At 71.5% G+C, this 17,879-nt stretch carries 17 protein-coding genes and 1 pseudogene; 12 read left to right on the top strand and 6 right to left on the bottom strand.

Translation table 11 applies throughout. The annotated features are described in order from the left end of the window. Positions 1–78 precede the first annotated feature (78 nt). From AB0J64_RS37680 to AB0J64_RS37665, 4 genes are all read right to left on the bottom strand, one after another. Positions 79–1,080, bottom strand: coding sequence for a hypothetical protein (locus AB0J64_RS37680; protein ID WP_364038297.1), 1,002 nt, complete (start codon positions 1,078–1,080; stop codon positions 79–81). Beyond that, entirely contained in the window at positions 1,077–1,793 is a 717-nt protein-coding gene (locus AB0J64_RS37675) for a dienelactone hydrolase family protein (protein WP_364038294.1), read from the bottom strand. The genes AB0J64_RS37680 and AB0J64_RS37675 overlap by 4 nt, the downstream gene beginning before the upstream one ends. Positions 1,794–1,906: 113 nt before the next feature. Continuing rightward, a complete protein-coding gene (locus tag AB0J64_RS37670) occupies positions 1,907–3,106 on the bottom strand; it encodes a hypothetical protein (protein WP_364038291.1) in 1,200 nt (399 codons plus the stop codon). Positions 3,107–3,197: 91 nt separating this feature from the next. Then, a complete protein-coding gene (locus tag AB0J64_RS37665) occupies positions 3,198–4,409 on the bottom strand; it encodes an MFS transporter (protein ID WP_364038288.1) in 1,212 nt (403 codons plus the stop codon). 70 nt (positions 4,410–4,479) lie between these two features. Between AB0J64_RS37665 and AB0J64_RS37660 the strand changes: the two genes are divergently transcribed. The 7 genes and pseudogenes from AB0J64_RS37660 (at position 4,480) to AB0J64_RS37630 (ending at position 12,645) form a co-directional block, all read left to right on the top strand. Continuing rightward, complete coding sequence (locus AB0J64_RS37660; protein ID WP_364038285.1) at positions 4,480–5,364, top strand: LysR family transcriptional regulator; 885 nt, start codon at positions 4,480–4,482, stop codon at positions 5,362–5,364. 84 nt (positions 5,365–5,448) lie between these two features. Next, complete coding sequence (locus AB0J64_RS37655) at positions 5,449–6,387, top strand: hypothetical protein (RefSeq protein ID WP_364038282.1); 939 nt, start codon at positions 5,449–5,451, stop codon at positions 6,385–6,387. 22 nt (positions 6,388–6,409) lie between these two features. Beyond that, positions 6,410–7,891, top strand: coding sequence for an alpha/beta fold hydrolase (locus AB0J64_RS37650; RefSeq protein ID WP_364038279.1), 1,482 nt, complete (start codon positions 6,410–6,412; stop codon positions 7,889–7,891). 376 nt (positions 7,892–8,267) lie between these two features. After that, positions 8,268–8,999: pseudogene (locus AB0J64_RS37645) on the top strand (biosynthetic peptidoglycan transglycosylase); the annotation flags it as partial. Positions 9,000–9,423: 424 nt separating this feature from the next. Next, positions 9,424–10,431, top strand: a complete 1,008-nt coding sequence (locus AB0J64_RS37640) for a penicillin-binding transpeptidase domain-containing protein (RefSeq protein ID WP_364038350.1) — start codon at positions 9,424–9,426, stop codon at positions 10,429–10,431. Between the two features lie 297 nt (positions 10,432–10,728). Further along, positions 10,729–11,559: an oxidoreductase gene (locus AB0J64_RS37635; RefSeq protein WP_364038276.1), complete on the top strand. Its 831-nt coding sequence runs from the start codon at positions 10,729–10,731 to the stop codon at positions 11,557–11,559. A gap of 213 nt (positions 11,560–11,772) precedes the next feature. Next, positions 11,773–12,645, top strand: coding sequence for a hypothetical protein (locus AB0J64_RS37630; protein WP_364038273.1), 873 nt, complete (start codon positions 11,773–11,775; stop codon positions 12,643–12,645). A 3-nt stretch (positions 12,646–12,648) separates the two neighbouring features. On the opposite strand, the gene AB0J64_RS37625 is transcribed toward AB0J64_RS37630, so the two are convergent. After that, positions 12,649–13,071, bottom strand: a complete 423-nt coding sequence (locus tag AB0J64_RS37625) for a hypothetical protein (RefSeq protein ID WP_364038271.1) — start codon at positions 13,069–13,071, stop codon at positions 12,649–12,651. Further along, a complete protein-coding gene (locus AB0J64_RS37620; protein ID WP_364038268.1) occupies positions 13,068–13,322 on the bottom strand; it encodes a type II toxin-antitoxin system CcdA family antitoxin in 255 nt (84 codons plus the stop codon). Before AB0J64_RS37620 ends, AB0J64_RS37625 begins: the two co-directional genes overlap by 4 nt. A 123-nt stretch (positions 13,323–13,445) precedes the next feature. On the opposite strand from AB0J64_RS37620, the gene AB0J64_RS37615 reads away from it, so the two are divergent. The 5 genes from AB0J64_RS37615 to AB0J64_RS37595 all read left to right on the top strand — a co-directional run bounded on the left by AB0J64_RS37615 (position 13,446) and on the right by AB0J64_RS37595 (position 17,877). Next, entirely contained in the window at positions 13,446–14,552 is a 1,107-nt protein-coding gene (locus tag AB0J64_RS37615; protein WP_364038265.1) for a questin oxidase family protein, read from the top strand. 50 nt (positions 14,553–14,602) lie between these two features. Beyond that, positions 14,603–15,151, top strand: a complete 549-nt coding sequence (locus tag AB0J64_RS37610) for a hypothetical protein (RefSeq protein ID WP_364038261.1) — start codon at positions 14,603–14,605, stop codon at positions 15,149–15,151. 249 nt (positions 15,152–15,400) lie between these two features. Further along, complete coding sequence (locus tag AB0J64_RS37605) at positions 15,401–15,931, top strand: LysE family transporter (protein ID WP_364038347.1); 531 nt, start codon at positions 15,401–15,403, stop codon at positions 15,929–15,931. A 126-nt stretch (positions 15,932–16,057) separates the two neighbouring features. Further along, positions 16,058–16,495: a MarR family transcriptional regulator gene (locus tag AB0J64_RS37600; RefSeq protein ID WP_364038258.1), complete on the top strand. Its 438-nt coding sequence runs from the start codon at positions 16,058–16,060 to the stop codon at positions 16,493–16,495. Continuing rightward, positions 16,492–17,877 (top strand): MFS transporter, encoded by a 1,386-nt coding sequence (locus AB0J64_RS37595; RefSeq protein WP_364038255.1) that lies wholly within the window; start codon positions 16,492–16,494, stop codon positions 17,875–17,877. Before AB0J64_RS37600 ends, AB0J64_RS37595 begins: the two co-directional genes overlap by 4 nt. Positions 17,878–17,879: the final 2 nt, after the last annotated feature.

The following is a 17,879-nucleotide window of genomic DNA, read 5'->3' as shown; positions in this document are numbered from 1 at the left end:
CCGTCGTCCTGCCCATCGCCGTCTACCTCGCGATCCGCGGCACCGGGTTCGATCCGGCGTGATGGACACCGACCCCGTTCAGCGAGTGTTCCGGGCGTCGAAGCGGGGGAAGAACGCCTCCTTGGCGCCGACCTTGACCAGGGTCTCCACGACCTTCCCCTTGAGGTCGGTCACGCCGTAGCCGTCGCGGACGGGCACCAGCAGGTGCTCCTCGTCGTACCAGCCGAAGACGGGGAAACGGAAGGCGACCTTGATCCGGGTGACGGCCTTGCCGGTGGCGGTGTCCCAGACGCAGGCCGACGACTCCAGGGCCTGGCACGCGGTGAGGAAACGCCGGCCGGAGGGGGAGAAGGTCCCCAGGCCGTGACCGGCGGGCCGGCCGCGTACCTTCCAGGTGCGCTGTACGACGCCGTTGAGGTCGTACTGCCGGATGGAGGACCTGCCGTTCTTGCCCCAGCGCACCACGACGCCCTTGCCGTCGCGGGTCCACTGGAACCCGCCGACGGTGATCAGCGCCTTCTCGATGCGGACGAAGCGGGCCTTGAGCGAGGGCACGTCGATCAGCACGATGCCCTCCGACCGGGGTTCCGAGCCGGGCGCGAAGACGTTGACCAGGAGGGTACGGCCGTCCGGCGACCAGGTGGGCCACTGCGTGTTCAGGTACTGGCCCTGCCGGGCGGGGTCGGTCCCGACCGGCAGTTCGACCTCGATCGTCCTGCCGGTCTCGCGGTCGGCCATGCGGACCGCGGGCGGGCGCCGGGGGCGGTACTGGAGGTGGATGGCCTGCCAGCGTTCGTCGGGTGAGACGGTGACGTCGGCGATGTGCCCGCCGTCGCCGACTGAGACGCTGGTCAGGCCGTTGATCGTGACGAACGCCCGCTTGTCGGGGTCCCAGGCTCGCTGTCCCGGGCGGGAGTCCCGTTTGGCGAGGTACCTGTAGTAGCTGAGCTGGACGGGACGGCCGCTCATGTCGGCCATAATCTTGGACGTCGTGCCGGGCAGGTCACCTGGTGCTGGTTGCGCGGGCGGCGCGGCGAGCACGGCCGCCAAGGCCAGTGCCGCTCCCGCGTGCGGGATCACGATCCGTCCGCGTTCACGGGCAGGTGGGTGCCCAGGAAGCCGGCCGCCCGGCTCCAGACGGCGGCGGCCGCCTCGGGGTGGTGGAACATCGGCGCCTCGTGGTTGTGGAAGGCGTGCCCCGCCTCCTCGGCGACGTACACCTCCACGTTCGCCAGGTCGCGGGCCGCCTCCTCGACCACGGCGACGCGGTCGCGCGGGATGTACTCGTCCTTGCCGCCGAACACCAGCAGCAGCGGCGAGCCGATCCTGCTCATGTCGCCCGCGGCGGCCGGGACGGTGGAGCCGTAGAAGGAGACGACCGCGTCCATCGGCTCGCCGGTCGCCAGCGCGTAGTTCAGCCCGCCGCCCAGGCAGAAGCCCACGGAGCCCACCCCGCCCCGCACCTCCGGCAGGGCGCGCAGGTGGGCGAGGGCGAGCGCCGAGTCGGCCACGCCCTGGGCGAAGTCGAAGTCGCGCGACACGTCGAGCGCCTCGGCCACACCCTCCTCGCTGTGATCGCCCCGCCAGTTCCGGCGGATCCGCCAGAACAGTTCAGGGGCGAGGACGACGTAGCCCAGCTCGCTCAGGTCGCGCGCGACCTTCTCGATGTACGGGCCCACGCCGAAGATCTCCTGCAGCAGCAGGATGCCGGGGCCGGTCCCGGCCGCGGGCAGCCAGATGTAGGCGTCGAACGAGCCGTCGGCGGTGGTCAGGGTGTCGATCCGGGTTCGCATCCTCAGATGCTCCAGGCAGCGGCGGCGTCCCCGAATCCGTCAGGCGACTGGGTTTCGCACCCATGGTCACCACGGCCGCCCCGAACGTGCCGCGTCCGAGCGGCGTGCAACGGTTACCGCTCGTACACCGGGTTCTCGGTCTCCTTCAACGCCAGCGCGGGGGTGAACACCGCGCGCCAGGTGCCGCCCATCTTCTTCGCTCCCCGGTGGATGCCGTAGGCGGTGCCGCCCCAGTACCACGGCCCGCCGCTGTCGCCTCCCTTCGTGCCCGACTTGGTCATCGCGGTCAGGCCGCACGCGTCCCCCGAGCAGATGTTGACCTTGTAGACCTTGGAGTGCTTGGTGCCGGTCGTCCGGCCGAAGTGGGCGATCTTGATGCCTTTGACCGGCCGCTTCACCTGGTCGACGTAGCGGGTCTTGTTGTAGTCCCAGAAGTACGTCCTGGCCGCGGTGTAGGAGCCGCGGGTGTACCAGGCGAAGTCGCCGAAGATGTTCTCGTTGCCGCCCTTCCACTTGATCGTGGTGTAGGCGGAACTGCCGTGGTTCAGGTAACGCAGCGTCCGTCCCCGGCCGCAGTGCTCGGCGGTGGAGACGCCGTAGCCGCCGTCGCGCAGCTTGACGGTGAACGCGGTGGTGCAGATCCTGTCCTCGGGAAGATCCAGGTAGCCGCCGCCTCTGATGTACGCCTCGGTGCCCTGCTCGACCTGGTCGACGACGGTGACGTCGACCTGGATGGGGGAGCCGGGCACGGAGGCCGGCTGCAGGTCGCCCTTCAGCTGTTGCCGGGCCGCCGCGGTCAGGCCGGCCTGCGGCTGCACCTCGATGGTCACCACGCCGGTCTCGACGTCGTAGTCGCCTCCGGTGTCGGCGACGAGGTCCTTCCGTGCACGGATGCCGTAGTAGGTGTCCGTCAGCGTCTTGTTCAGCTCGGCCTCGGAGAAGCCCTTGTCGGCGATGACGCGTACGGGGACGGGAACGCCTGCCGCGCGCGCGAACGCCTCGGTGGGAGGGGTGCCCTTGAACGCGACCCACGCGGCCCCGTCGTCGGTCACGGCGGCGCCGGCGTACTCGTCCGGATACGTGTCCTGCAGATGGTTGGCGAAGGTGACGAAGTCCTCCTGCCAGCCGTAGCGGGCGGTGGCCTCCTCCGAGGTGAGGCCCTCGTCGGCGGCGACGGTGCCCAGATCCTGCGCCAGCGCCGCCTGCTCGTCGGCGATGGTCGCGACGTCCTCGGGTTCGGCCTGCGCCGGCACCGTGGACAGGGACATTCCCGTGACGAGTGCCAGCGTGATCGTCAACCTACGACTAGGCATGGGTTCCGGCCTTCCTTCGGTCGTGTTCCTGCCGATGGTCGGCGAACGCGGGGGTGGCGCGAATCCGTCACGCGACGGTACTTGCGCGGGCTCACCGGCGGTCATGCGACGCGTGCCCCCGCAGCAGTCCTGGTGCGACGCCGGCGAGCACGGAGGCGGCCAGGACCGCGAAGCCGGTCAGTGCGATGCGCGCGCCGGTGTGCTGGGTGGCCACGCCCAGCCCGATCACGGGGATCGACATGCCGGCGTACGCGGCCAGAAACAGCGTGGCCAGCACGCCCGCCCGGTCGTGCCCGTCCTCCGCCTGCGCCGTTCCCGCCGCCACGCTGACCTTGAACAACAATCCGGCGCCGCCCCCGCACAACACGCCGCCGATCAGGAACGTCACCAGCTCCGACGCCCAGACGGCGACGGTGCCCAGGGCCAGACCGCACCACACCAGGACCAGGGACGGCATGACCAGGCGGGCGCGCGGCAGCCGGGCCGTGGAGAGCTGCGTCGCCGTGCCCGCGGCCAGCACCGCGGACACCGCCGCGCCCGCGAGCGCGGGCGATCCGCCGCGGCCGATGGCGTTCAGGAACGCCGGCGTCATGCCCACGTAGAGGCCCAGCACCGCGAACGCCAGCAGGTTGCCCCACGCCGCCGCCCAGAACACGGCCCTGCCCGACCCCGGCACCGCCGGCCGCTGCGGGCGGAATCGCCACCCGGGCTCGGGCGGCCTGACGTCCGGCGCCAGCCGCAGCCCCGCCAGGCCCAGGGCCAGCAGCGCCGCGTAGACCAGATAGGGCAGGACGAGCGGCGCCGGCGCCCACTGCGCCAGCATCCCGGACAGGAGCGGCCCGGCCGCCAGACCACCGAAGTTCGCCGCGGTGCCGGTCCTGGCCGCCCGGTCCGGGCCCGCGTACCGGGCCGGGCTCGCGTCGTCAGGGCCCGCGTACAGGTCCACGAGAAAGGCGCTGGCCGTCGGGGTGAGGACGCCCACGGCCAGCCCGGACAGGACCCGCGCGACCAGCAGCCCCGTAAGGCCCGGCCACAGCACGAACGCCGCGATGCCGAGCACCTGCACCACCACCGAGACGACCAGCACCGGCCGCCGCCCGGCACGATCGGACACCCGGCCCGCCAGCAGCAGGCTGGCCAGCACGCCCGCCGCGTACACCCCGTACACCAGCGTCGCCGTCGAGACGCCGAACTGGTCGCGCTGCTGGTACAGCGGATACAGCGGAGTCGGCACGGTGTTGGCGGCCATCCCGGCCGCGTAACAGCCGCTCACCGCCGCCACGGACCACCACGTTCTGGACACGGCCACCACTGTGGAGACATCATCGATCTCCGTCCAACATGAAAAACCGATGAGCTGAGCAGAAACAGAGATGGACCTCCGCAGACTGGAGCACTTCGTCGCCGTCGCCGAAGAGCTGAGCTTCACCCGTGCCGCCGCCCGCCTGCACATCGTGCAGTCCGGCGTCTCCTCCTCCATCAAGGCGCTGGAGCGCGAGCTCGGCCTGGCGCTGTTCGTCCGCACCACCCAGCACGTCGAACTCACCCCGGCCGGTCACGCCCTGCTCGGCCAGGCGCGGCGCATCCTCGGCGGCGTCGCCGCCGCCCGCCAGGAGCTCGCCCGCATCCGCAGCGGCCTGACCGGCACGCTCAACCTCGGCATCCTGTACGGCTACGCGCCCACCGGCATCGCCACCCACCTGGCGCGCTTCCGCGCCGGGCACCCCCAGGTCGCCATCCACCTGCGGGGCACGGACGCGCACGACCTCGCCGACCACGCCAGGCGGCTCCACGACGGCGACCTCGACCTCGCCTTCCTCCTGGTGACCCGGGCCCTGCCGGGCCTCGTCCTGCACCCGATCGGCACCGAGACCATCCTGCTGGCCTGCCACCCCGGCCACCCCCTGGCCGTACGCGACACCGTCGGGCTGGCGGAGCTCACCGCCGAGAACACGATCGACTTCCCCCTCACCTGGGGGGTGCGCTCCGCCGTGGACGCCGCCCACGCCGCGGCCGGCCTCCAGCGGCGGGTCACCTTCGAGATGAACGACCTGTCCACCATCCTCGACCTGGTCCGGCACGGGCTGGGGGTCGCGTTCGTGCCCGGCTTCCTGGCCCGCGACGCGCCCGGCGTGCGGTTCCTGCGGGTACGCGACCTCCCGGCCGAGTTCGAGGTCGCGCTGGCCGCCTCCGCCGCCCGCCCGCTGAGCCCCGTGAGCCACGCCTTCCTCGAAACGGTCCTGAGACCGGTCACGTGACAGATTCGGCCGCCCGGGCATCTGGACGAGGGTTGCCCGCATGCATGCCGCGCCCGCCGAAATCCGCGTCGAGGACCCGGATTCATGGCGGATGTGATCGTCGACCCCCGGGTGCCGCCGAAGAACGCACAACTGCTGAGGGAAGGCCGGGGCGTCCTGCTCAAGATGCGCCGCGGCTGGACTCCCGGGCTGCGGCGTCCGCTCCTGCGCCCTCATTACCTCATGCTCGCGGCGTTCGGGCCGGTTGCCTTCGTCGGCCTGCTGCTGGGCATGGGCGTCACGGGCGTCGGCCTGGTCCTTCTGCCGCTCGTGCCGCTCTGCGCCGGCCTGATGGTCCTGTCTCTGATCGACTCCGTCCGCCGGCCCAAGGACGATGATGACGAGTTCGAGCGCGAGGGGGAGCTCTTCTCGCTGCTGCGCTGGTACGAGGGCCACTACGTGCTCGCCGAGGATCTCGACAAGTCCGCCGGGCATCTCCTGACCCGCCCGGCGCGCCATCTTCGTCATCACCGCCTCCCGGTCAACGTCGAGGGCCTGCTCGACGACGTACGCAACGCGGTGATGCTGCCCGCGCAGGAATGGGAGATCGCCCGCCTGCTGGCCAAGCTGACGGCCGTGCGCGCCATGCACCGGCAGACCGTCTCGCAGGGGCTCACGCCCGAGGCCGAGGCCGTGGTCAGGCCGCTGACCCGCGCGCTGGACATGAGCGAGGAGGCGGTGCTGGCCAGGGTGGAGGCACTCGAACGGTACGCCGCCCACGTGTCCGAGGCCGACCGCGCGTTCCAGGCCCGCCTCCAGGTCGAGGAGCTGCGCGGGCGGGTGCACCAGTACGAGGAGCTGGTGGCGGAGACGGGAGCAAACGGGTTCGCCGTACCGGAGCTGGAACGCCGGGCCATGGACGCGGGCCTGCTGGAGCAGGCACTGAGGCGGACCGTGCGGTCCGCCCAGGACGTCTTCGGCCACCTCGACCCCGAGCCCAGCACTCTCATACTGTCCCCGGCCGATCGGATCGCTGATCGATGATAGGAGCAAAGTGCCAAGAAGAATGTCTCTGTTCACCACCGCCCTCGTGGCGATGGCCACGCTGTTAAGCGCCCCGATGGCCGGGGTGGCCGGCGCGGCGGCAGACGGAGAGGACGTCACGGACGTCATCGGCAAGCGCGGCATCAAGTGGGGGCCGTGCGCGGAGGAGCCCACCGTCGAGTGCGGCACGCTGGCCGTGCCGATCGACTGGTCGAGGCCGTACGGGCAGACCGTCGGCCTGGTGCTGGCCCGGCGCAAGGCCACCGACCCGTCCGCGCGGATCGGCTCGCTGCTGACCAACCCCGGCGGGCCGGGCAACTCGGGCGTGAACGACATCCTGCGCCCGTCCGGCCTCAGCGAGGAGATCCAGCGGCGCTTCGACATCGTCAGTTACGACCCGCGCGGTGTCGCCCGCAGTGGCTCGGTGACCTGCTCGGCCTCGATCTACAACGAGATGCCGTACCCGGTCATGACCAGCCAGGCCGACTACGACAAGTGGGTCGCCTACGACAAGCGGCTGCGCGCCGACTGCCGCAAGCTGACCGGCCCGCTGTACGACCACATCGACTCCGCCAACGTCGCCCGCGACATGGACGCCATCCGCGCCGCACTCGGCGATTCCAAGCTGACCTCCTACGGCGTCTCTTATGGCACGCTGGCCCAGCAGATGTACGCCGAGCTGTTCCCGAACCGCATCCGGGCCATGGTGCTGGACAGCAACATGGACCACAGCCTGGACGTCAAGGGCTTCCAGGTCACCGAGGCGGCCACCGTCCAGGACAGCTTCGACGAGTTCGTCGCCTGGTGCCAGCGCGACGACGAGTGCGTCCTGCACGGCCGCGACGTCAAGGCGCTGTGGAAGGGCCTGCTGGAGAAGGCCGACCGCGGCGAGCTGTACTGGCCGGGCGTCACCGACCGGCCGGTGAGCGCGCACAACCTGCAGTGGCTTGGCGTGGTGCTCAACGAGGCGCCGGTCTGGCGGCTGGAGGCCAAGGTGCTGCTCGCCCTCGACGGCGGGCCGGTGCCGGACGACATGCCGGGCCCGCCCGGCAACGGGCCCGCGACCGGCGAGTTCGCCGAGCTGCCGACCGCGATCCTCTGCGAGGACTGGAACCTGGGGCTGCGGGACTACGCGCAGTACGCCGACGTGATGCGCGCCTCCAACGCGGTCGCCCCCGACATGCGCTACAACCCGATGCCGATGGGCGACATGCCGATCTGCCAGGGCCACCCGGTCAACAACCCGCAGCACCAGCTGCGCTACACCGGCAGCACCCCGCTGCTGGTGGGCACCTCGATGCACGACCCCGACACCCCCTACGAGTGGTCGGCGAACGTGGCCAGGCAGCTCGGCTCCAAGGCCACGCTGCTCACGTACGAGGGCTGGGGCCACGGCGTCTACGGCATGACCCAGTGCACCACGGAGGCGATGGACAACTACCTGATCTCGCTGACCGTACCCGCACAAGGCACCCGCTGCCCGGCGGAAGAACCCTGGGGCTGAACCTCGGTGTGAAGGAGGCGCCGGGCCGGCCCGAGCCGGCCCGGCAGCCGCGGATCGGCGGCGATCGTCGGACGAACTCGCTCGGAGATCTTGTGCAAGCGCTGAGCTTCTTCACCGGTACCTGGTACGGCGAGGGCCCTCGAACTGCGCGACGTCTTCGTCAGGACGGGCGAGGCGGCGTTCGGCCATCGCGGCGAGCTGGACACCGGTCAGAGCTGGCAGGTCTCCGACGAGCAGGCCTTCCGTAGGATCGCCGCACGGTAGCCGCGGCCCCCACGCATCGGCCAGGTCTCGATTCGCCGCCTCGAACAACGTCCCGGGCCGGAGAACGCTCTTCAGTAAGAGGTCAAAGGTCCGGGATCGAGGAGTCGCTCACATGTCACGAGGGGGAGGGGGCGCCGCCGCGCGTTCCCGATGGGCGCAGGTCGCACGCCTGTCGGTGGCCGCGGCGGCGGCCGGGGTGATCGTGGCCGCCATCGCCCTGCCGGTGGTCGGAGGATCGGGGGCGCTGGTCGTCTCCGCGTCGGAGAGCCTGGACATCAGGCCCGAGGAGCTTCCCGAGCCTCCGCTGGCGGAACGGACGACCGTCCTGGACGCCAAGGGCAACGAGATCGCGTGGTTCTACGAGCAGTACCGCGAGAGCGTCACGCTCGACCAGGTGGCGGACGTCATGAAGACGGCCATCATCTCCATCGAGGACGACCGCTTCTACGAGCACGGCGCGATCGACATCGAGGGCACCATGCGGGCCCTGGTGAGGAACGCGACCTCGGGCCGCGTCGCTCAGGGAGGGTCGTCGATCACCCAGCAGTACGTCAAGCAGGTGCTGCTCAACTCCGCCACCACCGGCAAGGACAAGGACGCGGCCCTGGAGGCGAGCTACGGGCGCAAGCTCAAGGAGCTGCGTCACGCGCTGGCGGTGGAGGAGAAGTACACCAAGGACCAGATCCTGGAGAAGTACCTCAACATCGCCTACTTCGGCGCCGGCGCGAACGGCGTGGAGGCGGCGGCCAGGCGCTTCTTCGGCGTCAGCGCCTCGGAGCTGACGCTGGCCCAGGCGGCGACGCTGGCCGGCGCCGTGCAGCAGCCCTACGCGACGGACCCCAGCCAGGGAAAGGAACGGCGGAAGAACCTGCTGACGCGGCGCAACGTGGTGCTCGGCCGGATGGAGGAGCTGAAGAAGATCACGCCCGAACAGGCCGCGGCGGCCAGGGCCGAGAAGCTGGGCTACAAGGGCACCCCGATCCCGGGCGGATGCGAAGAGAGCAAATATCCATATTTTTGCCTGTACGTCCGGAGCGAGGTGCTCAGCAACCCCGCCTTCGGTGAGACGGCGCAGGCCAGGAGCCAGTACCTCAACCGCGGCGGCCTGACGATCCGGACCACGCTGCAGCCCAGGATGCAGAAGGCCGCCGACGCCGCCATCAAGAAGCGCGTGTTCGCCTCCGACCACCCGGTCGCCGCCGAGGCGCTGATCGAGCCGGGCACCGGCGCGATCAGAGCGATGGCCGCCAGCCGCAGATACGCCGACGATCCCGGCAAGGGAGAGAGCTCCTACAACCTGGTGGCCGACCGGCAGCACGGGCTTCCAGGCGGGCTCCACGTTCAAGACGTTCACCCTGGTCACCGCCCTGTCGAAGGGCATGAGGATCAACGAGGGGTTCTCCGTGGGCAGCGGTTACACCGCGCCCTCCTACTCCGCGTTCAAGAACTGCAAGGGACAGAACATCGGCGACCCCTCCCACACCGTCACCAACGACGAGGGCGGCGGCGGCTTCCTCACCCTGGCGACCGGCACCTGGAAGTCGGTGAACACCTTCTTCGTGCAGCTGGAGGGCAGGGTGGGCCTGTGCGACACGATCAGAACCGCCAAGTCGCTGGGCATCAAGCGCTCCGACGGCCTGGGCCTCACCGAGTACGAGACGTTCACCCTCGGCACCAACGAGATGGACCCGGTGACCGTCGCCAACGCCTACGCCACCCTGGGCGCGCGCGGCACGTACTGCACGCCCATGGCCATCACGAAGATCACCGACCGGAACGGAGCCGTGAAGAAGCACAAGCCCAAGTGCGAGCGGGCCCTGGACCCCGAGGTCGCCGACGCCGCGGCGAGCATCCTGTCCGGCGTGTTCACCAAGGGCACGATGAGCAGGGCGGGCGGCATCGGCCGGCCCGCCGCGGGCAAGACGGGCACCACGGACGCGCAGGCCACGGCCTGGTTCGCCGGGTTCACCCCGGACCTGGCGGGCGCGGTCGGCATCGGCGACCCGCGCGGCGCACAGGACCACAAGCTGAACAACGTCACGATCGGCGGCCAGTACTACGACGCGGTCTTCGGCGCCACGATCCCCGGCCCGATCTGGAACGACACCATGATCGCCGCATTGAAGGGCACCCCGGAAACCCCGTTCACCCCGGTGAACAGCGCCCGCTTCGGCGGCTGCGGATCGAGCTGCCGACCGGTCCGGCACACCGACCCCGGCGACGGGGACGGCGACGGGGACGGCGACGGGGACGGCGGGGTGCCGCGAACGCGATAGCGAGCGGCACGGCCGGGCGTTTGTCCAGTCACCCGACGGATTCGCCGCAGGGGAGCGGGCTCCTATCGTTGACGGTGGGAGCGGGCGATGCGGGGGTCGCGGTGGTGGTCGCACGGCAGCCCTGCTCAGGCCGGCATCCGAAGGCGCGGGCAAGCTCACGGCGACGAGACGTTCGCCGAAGCCCTCCCGCGGCAGCCGCGACGGGCCGGTTCGTGCCCGGCGCCGCGTCCATGGCTCTCCCCGCGCCCGCACCGTACGGGCGAGGACAGCAACTACCGCAGACAAGGAAACGTGCATATGTCCACCTGGCTCATCACGGGAACCTCCGCGGGACTCGGCCGCGCACTGGCGTCCGCCGTACTGGAGGCCGGCCACAACGTCGTCGTCACCGCTCGCGACGTCACGAGGGTCAAGGACCTCGCGGACGCGTACCCCGGCAAAGCCCTCGCGCTGACTCTCGAGATCACCGACATCGACCAGATCGCCTCCGTCGTCGCCGAGGCCGAGGCGCGGTTCGGGGCCATCGACGTGCTGGTCAACAACGCCGGATACGGCTACCTCGCGGCTCTCGAAGAGGGCGACGACGCCAGCGTGCGCACGCTGTTCGCCACCAACTTCTTCGGCCCGATCGCCCTGATCAAGGCCGTCCTGCCGGCCATGCGCGCCCGGCGGTCCGGGGTGATCGTCAACGTGTCGTCGTTCACCGCGCGCATGCCGATTCCCGGCACCGGCTACTACGCGGCCAGCAAGGCCGCGCTGGAGGGTGCTTCGTACGCGCTGACGAAGGAGGTCGCCCCCCTCGGCATCAAGGTCATGGCGGTGGAGCCGGGACGGTTCCGCACCGACTTCGCCGGACGCTCCATCGTGCGCTCGGCCGTCACGATGGACGACTACGCCCAGACGGCGGGCAAGTACACCCAGCACGCCGTCAGCACCGATGGTGCGCAGCCCGGGGACCCGGCGCGTGCGGCACGCGTCATCATCAAGGCCGTCGAGGCGGACAAGACGCCATCCCTGCTGCTGCTCGGCCGGGACGCGGTGGGCGGGTACGACCAGGTCAGCGCCGCCCAGCTCGCGGAGATCGACGCCTGGCGCGCCGACAGCGCGTCCACCGACTTCGAAAGCTGACCGACGCCGGCGGAGGCCGTTTCCCGCTCGCCCGGCAGGCGGGCCTTGGCGTCGGCGCCTCCGGCGCCCGAGGGCGGGTACGGCCACGCCGGTCGCCGTGACCGGGTGGACTTGGGTGATCATGACCGGTCATGTGACGGATGCGGCCGGTCAGCGCCGGCTCCTGGTGTCGGAGCCCGCCCGGGAACCCCGGCATCTCGTTCAGGAGGACTCATGCCCCTGAGGGCGCGCCCCGTCCTCATCGTCACCCTGACGGCGCTGCCGCTGATCGCCGCGGCCGCTGTCGTCTCTTACGTCTCCGTCTCCGTCTCCGACGCCTCGCCCGCCGAGCCGGTCCCCGCCGCGATGAGCCTGCCCTTCGACGCGTACGAGCTCTCGCAGTTCGACGTCCACACCATCGAGGCCGCGCAGGACGTCCTGATCGGTGCCTGCATGCGCGAGCAGGGCCTGACCTGGCAGAGCCTGCCCGCGCCCACGGCGGCGGGGACGAGGTCGCCCCACGCGCGCCGCTACGGGATCATGGACGCCGGCGACGCCGGCCGCTACGGCTACCACCTGCCGTCGCCCAGCCCCACGCAGGCGCGCCGCGACGCCGTGTGGGCCGCCCGGGAGAAACTCCCGGCCACGGAGAAGCTGGCCCTCGACGGTGCGAAAGGTCACGGCGGCGGCTGCCGGGGCCGTGCCCGCGCCCAGGTGACGGGCAAGGCGCCCCAGGACTGGCTGGAGCCGCTCAACAGGTACGCCTCGCAGACGTTCGAGGCTGCCCAGCGCGCGCCCGAGGTCGTCGCCGTGATCCGGGAGTGGAGCGCCTGCATGAAGGAGGCCGGGTACCCGTATCCGGGCCCGTTCGAGGCGGTCGGTGACGGCACGTGGTGGAAGACCCAGCAGCCGTCGGACCGGGAGCGGGCCGTGGCGCGGGCGGACATGCGCTGCAAACAGGAGACGGATCTCATCCCGATCTGGGCCGAGGCCGACCGCCGCGTCCAGCTCGGGGTCCTCCGGCAACATGCCGGGGAGTTCCGGAGGATGGCGGAGGCGAAGAAGGCGCTGCTCGACCTCGCCCGCGACACCCTGCGACAGGCGTGATGGCTACTGGCCGGGCGGGTCGGAGATCTCGATGACGTGCAGCGGCTCGTCGAACGCGCGGGCCGCCTGCGTCCAGTGAGAACCGTCCAGCGTGAGGATGGGGCACACGGAGGCGTCGGCCAGCGCCGCCACGTGCGCGTCTCCCCAGTCCAGGCCGGTCCTGCCGAGCACCGACGCCAGCGTGATGCCGTGCTCCGGCTCGCGCAGTCCTGCGACGGTGATCCGCTCCATGGTGGCGATGCCGAGCAGCAGGTCCGTGGCGTCCTTGGAGCCGGAGTCCCGGGCGGCCGAGGCGATGGCGACGACGGAGACGACCATCGGCTGGCCCTGCTCGTCCCAGCGGGCGACCATCTCCATGAGGTTGAGGTCGCCGCGCGCGAGCTCGGCCAGGACGCCGGTGTCGAGGATGAGCGGCGGCAGGGTCACTGAGTGGCCTCGCCGGTCAGCGCGGCGAGCTGCTGTGCGACGTGCGCCATGCGCCGGTCGACGAGGGCGTGGTCAGCGCCGGTGTGGGCGCGGTCGCGGTGGGCCTGAAGGATCGCCCGGCGGCGCCGGTCCTCGCGCACCTTGGCGGCCAGCGCCTCGTTGACGTAGGCGGACAGGGAGCCGGCCTGGCTCTTGGCGTACTCGACCAGCTCGTGGTCGAGGGTGACGGAGATGGTGTCTTTGGCGGCCATTCCCGCATCCTAATACCACAGTAAGATCTTTTGCGGACGCACGTACCTAGATCCAAAGACCTAGCGCCGCCTCGGCCGTGAGACCGAGGCGCGGGCCGGCGTCGGCATCTAGCGTCCGGAGTCATGAACGACAGCGGCATTCTGGACGAAGCCTACGAGCGCCTGCACAGGACAGGCCCCGAGTTCGACGGCTGGCTGTCCAACCACGGTCCGATGGCGGTCGAGTCGATGGTCCGGCACGGGTACGACCGCCAGGTGCACCGCTGGCTCGACACCTACGTCGGCCGGCTGGACGAGCTGCCGCGCGGCACCTCGCCGATCGACGCGGGGGAGTGGCGGCAGGCGCTGGGCGACCCGCGCCGGCTCGGCGACTGGCTGGCCTTCTTCGACAGGGAGCTGAAGGAACGGCCCTGGCGGGCGGTCCTGGAGACCTGGTGGCCGCGCCTGCTGCCCGGCATCGCGGCCGGCGCCACGCACGGGGTGATCAGGACCGGGCACGCCGTACACGCGCTGCTGGAGCGGCGGGACGTGGCACGCCAGGACGAGGCACGGCAGGATGAGGCACGGCGGGACGAGGCACGGCGGGATGAGGCGCGGCTGGCCGAGCTGGGCCAGGCGCTCGGCTACTGGGCGGCCCGCTGGCAGGCGATCGCGGGCGTTCTCGCGCCTTCGGGCTCGGCCACGCCGGGCAGCGCCCTGGCCGGGGTTCCCCGCGTTCCGGACCAGAGCAAGGGCATCAACCACCGGCTCGACCAGCTCGCCGGCGTGGACGGCTGGAACCCGTCCCTGGCCGCGCTCCGGCCCGCCGCCGACGCCGAACAGGCCCGCGCCCTGCTCGCCGACCTCGCCGACGCGGCGACCCTGCGGTACGCCACGCACGCGCACGGCTCTCCCATCATGCTCGTGCACACCGCCACAGCCCCGACGGCCGTGCTACGGACCCTGCCCGCCCTGCCCGCGAAGCTCTGGGTCGCCAGCCTGGAGGCCGCGTGGGCGGCCGGCGCGGCGGTGACCGCCGCCTACGCCCCGGCCGAGGGCGCCTCCCGCGAGGAGCTGCCCGGCGTTCCCGGGTCGGCGGAGGAGGCGTTCGACCAGGCCGTACGGCACGGCGACGAACACGTGATCAAGCTCGCCGACACGGCCCTGGACGTCCACCGGCGCACCGGCGACCCCGACGCGCTCGTGGCCGTGGCCCGCGCGTCCGGCCTGATCAAACCCTTCCTCTCCTGAGCCGGAGGAGCGGCCGACGTGGTCTGCCCGTGAGATAGGGTTCGCCGGACATGTGGACAGTGGTCGAGGAATGCGATCGGGCGCAGTGGGACTACGCGCCACTTGAGCGGGTCGGCCCGCTGCGTTTCGGCATGAGCCCGCAGGAGGCGGCCGTCGCCATGCGGGCACGGGGGTACGTCGGCGACGCCGTCTCACCGATCGGCGCGTTCGGTCCCTTCGAGCAGTTGCGTACGCGATTCCGCGCCGTGAACGCTCCCGCGTACCGAGTGGACGTCGTGGCCTACTACGCCGGCCCTCCAGGACTGACGTGCGTCGCCATCGATGCGTTGTCCGGGCCGCAGGTCTCCCTGGACGGAATCCGGCTCATAGGCCGGGCCCCGTCGGAACTCGCGGCCGACCTCAGCACCTACCTGGCGAAGACCGGCAGGAGCGTCGAGATTACCCCCGAAGGGGATGTCGGCTCGCAGGAGCTGGGCATCAACCCGCGCGCGCAGCGGGCGGGCGACGTCCTGCTCACCCGGCTGGTCTTCGGCAGGCCCAACGACTGGGCCCGAACCATGTTCGACTGCGTTCCGGCCGAGGAGTGGAGCAGCCGCTGAGGGTGGAAAAGGGAGTTGCGGCGCCGGGTGCGGTACCCCAGGATGTGCCCATGAACAAGATCACCGCTCTCCTGCCGCTGTCCGCCTCCGCCCGTCCGGCGCGACAGCAGCAGCCCGGCCGACGGAGAAGGCCGACCCTTCCCCGATCGTGACCGCCGCCCTGCTGGCGGGGCTGCTCGCCGGCTACGGGATCGCCATGCCGGTCGGAGCGGTCGCGACCTACCTGGTGGCCTCACCGCCCGTACCTCCCTGAAGATCGGCCTTTTCGCCGCGCTGGGCGTCGCGACGGCTGACGGCCTGTACGCCCTGATCGCCACCATCGGCGGCACCGCGCTCTCGGACAGCATCCAGCCGATCATGCTCCCCCTTCAAGCGGCTTCGGCCGTCGTGCTCATCGGGCTGGCCGCCCGCACCGGAGCCACGGCGATCAGCCGGTACCGCACCGGGCAGGTCACGACCCGGGCGGACCAGGCGCCCCTCAGCCCTGTACGGGCCTACCTGGGGCTGCTGGGGATCACGATGATGAACCCCATCACCGTCGTCTACTTCGCCGCCCTGGTGCTCGCCGGCCAGAGCACCGTGACCTCGGGCCGTCTCCAGCAGGCCGTGTTCGTCGTGGCCGCCTTCGTGGCGTCCGCGAGCTGGCAGATCCTGCTCGCCGGTGGCGGAGCGCTGCTCGGCCGGGCCCTGACCGGGCCTCGCGGACGGCTCGCCACCGCGATGGCCTCCAGCGCCCTGATCACCGCGCTCGCCGTCCACCTGCTCGTCTCGACCTTCTGACCCACGTCCGCCGCCGGGCCGGTTGGTGCCGATCTGCACCAACCGGCCCGCTGTTCGCCGAGTACGGCCTCGACGCCTGGCGTGACCCATTGATAAACCCAGATTGATAAAGATAGATTGTCAAACGTGGTTGAAGATCTGGATGTGCAGATGGTCGCGTCCCGCCTGCAGGCGAGCATCGGCCTGTTCGTACGACGCCTGCGCCAGCCGGCCCCCGGCGAGCTCACCCTCCCCGAGGTGTCGGCGCTCACCCGCCTGGAGCAGCCCGGCCCAGCCACGGCGAGTGCCCTGGCCAGGGCCGAGCAGATCACCCCGCAGGCCATGGGCGTGACGCTCGCCGGTCTCGAGGAGCGCGGCCTGGTGGAGCGCCGCCGGGATCCCGGCGACGGCCGCAGGGTGGTCATGTCGGCGACGCAGGCCGGGCTGCGGGCGCTGCACGACCGGCGTACCGCCCGGGCCGAGCACCTGGAGAAGGCGCTGACCGCCGGCGGGTTCACCGCCGCCGAGTTGGAGACGCTGATGGCGGCCGCGCCGCTGATCGAGCGGCTGAGCCAGAGCCTGTGACCGCCACCCCGCGCGCGGCCGGCGGCCCGTTCTCGTGGCGGCTGGTGACGCCGCTGTTCATCGGCTCGGCGATCAACGCGGTCAACACCTCGCTGATCGCGACCGCCCTCGTGCCGATCGCGGACGCCGTGCACGTGAGCGTGGGGCGGACCGCGGTCCTGGTGTCGGCGCTGTACCTGGCCAGCGCGATCGCCCAACCGGTGGGCGGGAAGCTTGCCGAGGAGTTCGGCGCCCGCCGCGTCTTCCTGTCCGGGCTGGCCGTCGTCATGGTCGGCGGTGTCCTGGGCGGAACGTGCCAGGACCTGACGGCGCTGGTCGTGGCCCGGGTGCTGATCGGGACGGGCAGTTCGGCCGTCTATCCGTCGGCCATGCTGCTCATCCGCCGTCGAGCCCGTACGGCGGGGCTGAGCGCGCCGCCGGGCGGCGTGCTGGGCGGGCTGATGATCGCCGGTGCCGCCACCTCCGCCCTGGGCCTGCCGCTCGGCGGCGTCCTGATCGGGGTCTGGGGCTGGCGGGCCGCGTTCCTGGTCAACCTGCCGGTCGCGCTGCTGGCCTGGGTGATGGGCCGCCTCTGGATTCCCGCCGACCCGCCGGCCGCCCGTGGGCGCGGATCTCTGAGGGAGCTGGACGTCGTGGGCATCGCGGGGTTCGGCCTGGCGATGACGGCGCTGCTGGTGTTCCTGATGGGGCTGCCGCGCCCTGACTGGAACGCACTCGGCCTGGCGGTCGCGCTGAGCACGTGGCTGGTGGTGTGGGAGCTGCGGGTGCCGAGCCCGTTCATCGACGTACGGCTGCTGCGGACGAACCGGTCGCTCACCCGCACCTACGTACGCTTCGCCACGGCGTCGCTGTGCGTCTACACCGTCCTGTACGGCCTGACCCAGTGGCTGCAGGCCGGCCGTGGCCTGTCCGCCGAGAAAGCGGGCCTGCTCCTGCTGCCCATGACCGTGACCTCCGCCCTGCTGGCCCAGCCGATCGCCCGGCGCAACCTCGTCCGCGGCCCCCTGCTCGCCGCGGCGGTGTCCTGCCTGGCGGCCTCCGCCGGCGTGCTCGCGCTCACCGGCGGCACCCCCATCGGGTGGATCGTGGCCATCACGCTGGTCTTCGGGGTCACCCTGGGCGCGACCGTCAGCGCCAACCAGACGGTGCTCTACGTTCAGGCGCCGGCCGACCAGGCGGGAACCGCCGCGGGCCTGCTGCGCACCTCGGGCTACCTCGGCTCGATCGCCTCCTCCGCGCTGATCTCCATCGTCTTCCACACCCGCGTCGACGACGAGCGCCTGCACAGCCTGGCCTGGCCCATGATCGCCGTCAGCGTGCTCGCGGTCATCGTCGTGATCACCGACCGCGCCGTCATGTCGACGAGCCGGATCCAAGGCTGAAG

Origin of the sequence: Nonomuraea sp. NPDC049695 (genome assembly GCF_040674955.1) — a bacterium.
In the GTDB taxonomy this organism is placed as follows: domain Bacteria; phylum Actinomycetota; class Actinomycetes; order Streptosporangiales; family Streptosporangiaceae; genus Nonomuraea; species Nonomuraea helvata.
This window is presented reverse-complemented; position numbering and strand designations above follow the sequence as displayed.

What these genes read in the sequence shown, in the direction of transcription:
- AB0J64_RS37675 (WP_364038294.1), bottom strand. Translation starts at nt 1,793, where the DNA reads ATGCGAACCCGGATCGACACCCTGACCACCGCCGACGGCTCGTTCGAC.
- AB0J64_RS37670 (WP_364038291.1), bottom strand. Translation starts at nt 3,106, where the DNA reads ATGCCTAGTCGTAGGTTGACGATCACGCTGGCACTCGTCACGGGAATG.
- AB0J64_RS37660 (WP_364038285.1), top strand. Translation starts at nt 4,480, where the DNA reads ATGGACCTCCGCAGACTGGAGCACTTCGTCGCCGTCGCCGAAGAGCTG.
- AB0J64_RS37655 (WP_364038282.1), top strand. Translation starts at nt 5,449, where the DNA reads ATGGCGGATGTGATCGTCGACCCCCGGGTGCCGCCGAAGAACGCACAA.
- AB0J64_RS37650 (WP_364038279.1), top strand. Translation starts at nt 6,410, where the DNA reads ATGTCTCTGTTCACCACCGCCCTCGTGGCGATGGCCACGCTGTTAAGC.
- AB0J64_RS37635 (WP_364038276.1), top strand. Translation starts at nt 10,729, where the DNA reads ATGTCCACCTGGCTCATCACGGGAACCTCCGCGGGACTCGGCCGCGCA.
- AB0J64_RS37630 (WP_364038273.1), top strand. Translation starts at nt 11,773, where the DNA reads ATGCCCCTGAGGGCGCGCCCCGTCCTCATCGTCACCCTGACGGCGCTG.
- AB0J64_RS37620 (WP_364038268.1), bottom strand. Translation starts at nt 13,322, where the DNA reads ATGGCCGCCAAAGACACCATCTCCGTCACCCTCGACCACGAGCTGGTC.
- AB0J64_RS37615 (WP_364038265.1), top strand. Translation starts at nt 13,446, where the DNA reads ATGAACGACAGCGGCATTCTGGACGAAGCCTACGAGCGCCTGCACAGG.
- AB0J64_RS37610 (WP_364038261.1), top strand. Translation starts at nt 14,603, where the DNA reads ATGTGGACAGTGGTCGAGGAATGCGATCGGGCGCAGTGGGACTACGCG.